Source organism: Xinfangfangia pollutisoli (assembly GCF_020179405.1).
GTDB lineage: Bacteria > Pseudomonadota > Alphaproteobacteria > Rhodobacterales > Rhodobacteraceae > Pseudogemmobacter > Pseudogemmobacter pollutisoli.
The window spans coordinates 1-3,059 of the sequence record NZ_JAICBZ010000160.1 but is presented as its reverse complement, the minus strand read 5'-3'; the positions used below and the strand labels follow the sequence as shown (position 1 = coordinate 3,059).

4 protein-coding genes are annotated in these 3,059 nt (G+C 70.5%); all 4 read left to right on the top strand.

Going from position 1 to position 3,059, the window contains the following annotated elements:
• Positions 1-213 (top strand): urease accessory UreF family protein (locus K1Y73_RS21675; protein ID WP_318248270.1); only part of this gene is annotated, 213 nt, incomplete at its 5' end.
• Positions 210-833 carry an urease accessory protein UreG gene (ureG, locus tag K1Y73_RS21670; RefSeq protein ID WP_225030481.1) on the top strand — a complete coding sequence of 208 codons (624 nt, stop codon included), beginning with the start codon at positions 210-212 and terminating at the stop codon, positions 831-833. The genes K1Y73_RS21675 and ureG, both read left to right, overlap by 4 nt.
• A 54-nt stretch (positions 834-887) precedes the next feature.
• Positions 888-1,691, top strand: a complete 804-nt coding sequence (locus tag K1Y73_RS21665; RefSeq protein ID WP_225030480.1) for a hypothetical protein — start codon at positions 888-890, stop codon at positions 1,689-1,691.
• On the top strand, positions 1,688-3,059 hold a 1,372-nt coding region (locus tag K1Y73_RS21660), incomplete at its 3' end, for a glycosyltransferase family 4 protein (RefSeq protein WP_225030478.1). The genes K1Y73_RS21665 and K1Y73_RS21660, both read left to right, overlap by 4 nt.

The following is a 3,059-nucleotide window of genomic DNA, read 5'->3' as shown; positions in this document are numbered from 1 at the left end:
TTCGCCTCGAACCTGGTTTCGGTCGCGACCCGCGCCGTGCCCCTGGGCCAGACCGAGGCGCAGGCGGTGCTTGCGCGGCTGCACCCGCTTTGCCAGGCTTTGGCCGAACGGGCCGCGCAGGCGGGCGAGGCCGATCTGGGCGCGGCGGCGCTGGCCGCGGATCTGGCGGCGATGCGGCATGAAACCCTGGACGTGAGGCTTTGGAAGACATGACATCCCCGAACGGCCCCTTGCGGGTGGGCATCGGCGGCCCGGTGGGCGCGGGCAAGACCACGCTGACCGAACAGCTGGCCCGCGCGCTGGCGCATCGCTGCGAGATGGCGGTGATCACCAATGACATCTACACCCGCGAGGATGCCGAGTATCTGACCCGCGCCCAGGTTCTGCCCGCCGCGCGCATCCGCGGGGTGGAAACCGGCGGCTGCCCGCATACCGCGATCCGCGAAGATGCCAGCATCAACCTGGCCGCCGTGGCCGATCTGAACGCGGCCTTTCCGGCGCTGGACCTGATCTTGATCGAATCCGGCGGCGACAATCTGGCTGCGACCTTCAGCCCCGAACTGGCCGATCTGTCGATCTATGTGATCGACACCGCCGCGGGCCAGGACATTCCGCGCAAACGCGGGCCGGGGCTGACGAAATCCGATCTCCTCGTGGTCAACAAGACCGATCTTGCCCCGCATGTGGGCGTGGATCTGGACCTGCTGGAAGCCGATACGGCACGGGCCCGCGGCGCGCGGCCCTATGTGATGGCGCGGCTGCGCCAGGGCCAGGGCGTCGCGCAGGTCGTGGCCTTCCTGCAGCAGGCGGGCGGGCTGGCGCTGAAGGGCTAGCCCTTTACGCGCCCGGGCCTTGCCCCTAATCCTTGCGGAAAGGGGCGGGGCGGCATGGCGGAACCCACGGAACTGACGCGGCGGATGACGGCCGACCTGGCTCGGCTGGTCGCGGGCCCGGCCTCGGCCGCGCGGTTGAATGCGGCGCTGCGGATGCTGGCGAAATGGCGGGCCGAGCTTTTGGCCAATACGCTGGCGCGGCGCCAGGGCACGCGCATCGCCGCCGGACCCTTCGCGGGGATGGAGTACTCGGTGCGGGCCGCCGAAGGCGCGCGGGTGGTGCGGATGCTGGGCGCCTATGAGCCCGGCCTCGATCCGGTGATCGAGACGATCATCGCCCGCGCCTATCCGCTGGTGATCGACATCGGCTGTGCCGAGGGCTTTTATGCCGTGGGCCTGGCCCGGCGCATGGCCCAGACGCGGGTGCTGGCGCGCGACATCTCGGACCGGGCGCAGGCGCGCTGCCTGGCCCTGGCGCGCGCCAATGGGGTTGCGGATCGGATCGAGATCGGCGGCCAGGTCTTGCATGGCGATTTCGCCATCTGCGCCGATCAGCCCAGTGTGGTGATCTGCGATATCGAAGGCGCCGAGGCCGATCTTCTGGATCCGGTCGCGGCGCCGGGCCTGCTGGGCGCCGATATCCTGGTTGAACTGCATCCGGCCGCCGAGCCCGATCTGGTCGAGGTGATGCAGCGGCGTTTTGCGCCCAGCCACCGCATCACCCGGATCGACCGCGCCCTTGCGCCCGAGCGTCTGCCCGCCTGGGCCGAGGAGATGTCGGATCTCGACCGGCTTCTGTGCCTGTGGGAATGGCGCATGGGCCCGACGCCCTGGCTGTGGATGGAGCGGGCGGCATGACCGGCCCCCGCGCCAATGCCGCGATCTGGTATGCGCCCGATGGCTATGCGCCGGGCGAAAAGGGCATCAACGGCCGGCGGGTGGCCGGGGAAAGCTTCCTGCGCGGCTATCTGGCCCATGCCGAGGCCGCCGAATTCGTCTGCCTGACCCATGGTCCGGGTGATGAAGACCATTTCCGCGCCTTCGCCCGCGCCCAGGGCGTGACGCGCCCGATCCGCGGCGAAAGGCTTGAAGCGGCCGGGCGGATCGCGCCGGTCGATGTGGTCAGCTACCCGAGCCCGAATTTCGCCACCGAGGCCTGGCGGCGCGGGCTTTGGGGGCCCGCCGCCTATGCGATCTGCGGCATCACCCATACGACCGCCACGGCGGCGGTGATGCAGGGCCTGTTCCAGCTGCGCACGGCGCCGCAGCAGCCCTGGGATGCGGTGATCTGCACCTCGCGCGCGGTTCGGGCCTCGGTCGAGGCGCAGATGGAGCTGACCGATGCCCATCTGGCGCAGCGCTTCGGCGGCAAGGCGCCGCCGCGCCCGCTTCTGCCGGTGCTGCCCCTGGGCGTGACCTGCGCCGATTTCGCGCCCGACCGTGCGGCGGGGGCGGCGCTGCGGGCGAAGCTGGGGATTGCCGAGGGCGATATCGCCTGCGCGATCATCGCGCGCCTGACCCCGCATGAGAAATTCGATCCCTTGCCGCTCTATCTGGCGCTGGCGCGGGCGCAGCGGCTGGCGGGGCGGCGCTTTCATCTGCTTTTGTGCGGCCAGTTCCGCGACGATTACGCCCGCAAGGTCTTTGCCGAAGGCGCGGGCGGCATGATGCCGGCGGTGGGATTCCACCTGTTGGACGGCGCCGATGCCGCGGTTCGCAAGGCGGTGCTGTCGGGCGCGGATCTTTTCCTGTTTCCCATTGATAATGCACAGGAAACCTTTGGCCTTGCCCCGATCGAGGCCATGGCGGCGGGCCTGCCGGTGATCGTCAGCGATTGGGACGGGATGAAGGACACGGTGACCCCGGATGTGGGCTTCCGCATCCCGACCGAGGCGCCGCGCGCCGATCTGAGCGCGCATCTGGGCCTGCGCTATTTCGGCGGCACAGACAGCTACACCCAGTATCTCAGCCAGCTTTCCGCGATGACGCGGGTGGACGTGCGCGCGCTGACCGAGGCGCTGGTCGCGCTGGGCCAAGATCCCGGGCTTCGGGCGCGGATGGGGGCTGCGGGGCGGGCGCGGGCCCTGCAGCATTATGACTGGCGGGCGGTGATCCCGACCTATCAGGCGCTCTGGGCCGAACAGGCGGCGATGCTGGCCCGGGCGCGGGCCAATCCGCAGGCCCTGGCCCCGGCGCTGGATCCGCTGCGCCTGCCGCCCGCGCCGT

Bases quoted from the DNA above. Each gene is read 5' to 3' on its own strand.
- ureG (WP_225030481.1), top strand. From the start codon at position 210: ATGACATCCCCGAACGGCCCCTTGCGGGTGGGCATCGGCGGCCCGGTG.
- K1Y73_RS21665 (WP_225030480.1), top strand. From the start codon at position 888: ATGGCGGAACCCACGGAACTGACGCGGCGGATGACGGCCGACCTGGCT.